This window comes from Thermococcus sp. ES12, from assembly GCF_012027515.1.
Lineage (GTDB): Archaea > Methanobacteriota_B > Thermococci > Thermococcales > Thermococcaceae > Thermococcus > Thermococcus barossii.
The window spans coordinates 1-396 of the sequence record NZ_SNUP01000129.1 but is presented as its reverse complement, the minus strand read 5'-3'; the positions used below and the strand labels follow the sequence as shown (position 1 = coordinate 396).

Genomic DNA, 396 nt, shown 5'->3' with positions numbered 1-396 from the left:
CTCACCAATATAATATATAGAGCTCAAGAGTTAAATACCTATCGTTTCAACTTTAGAAGGGTGAATCATAATGGCAAAAGTATACATCGATGCTCAAGCTTACAGGGCAATTGAAAAAGGTGCGATGATAATTTTCAAAAAAGGTATAGTGAGAACTGAAGGCGAGATCAAACCAGGAGATGTTGTGGAAGTTTATTCAAGAGGAGGGAAATTTTTAGGTAAAGGTTTTGCTAATCCGAACTCAAATATCATGATCCGTCTACTCACAAAAGACAAAGATACCAAAATTAACAAAGAGCTTTTCAAAGAGCGCATAAGAAAAGCAAACGAGTACAGAAAAAAGATTTTAGGATATAAAACAGCATACAGAATGGTTTATGGTGAAGCAGACTACCT

1 protein-coding gene is annotated in these 396 nt (G+C 35.1%); it reads left to right on the top strand.

The features are described from left to right. Positions 1–70: 70 nt before the first annotated feature. On the top strand, positions 71–396 hold a 326-nt coding region (locus tag E3E37_RS11400; RefSeq protein ID WP_371731721.1), incomplete at its 3' end, for a PUA domain-containing protein.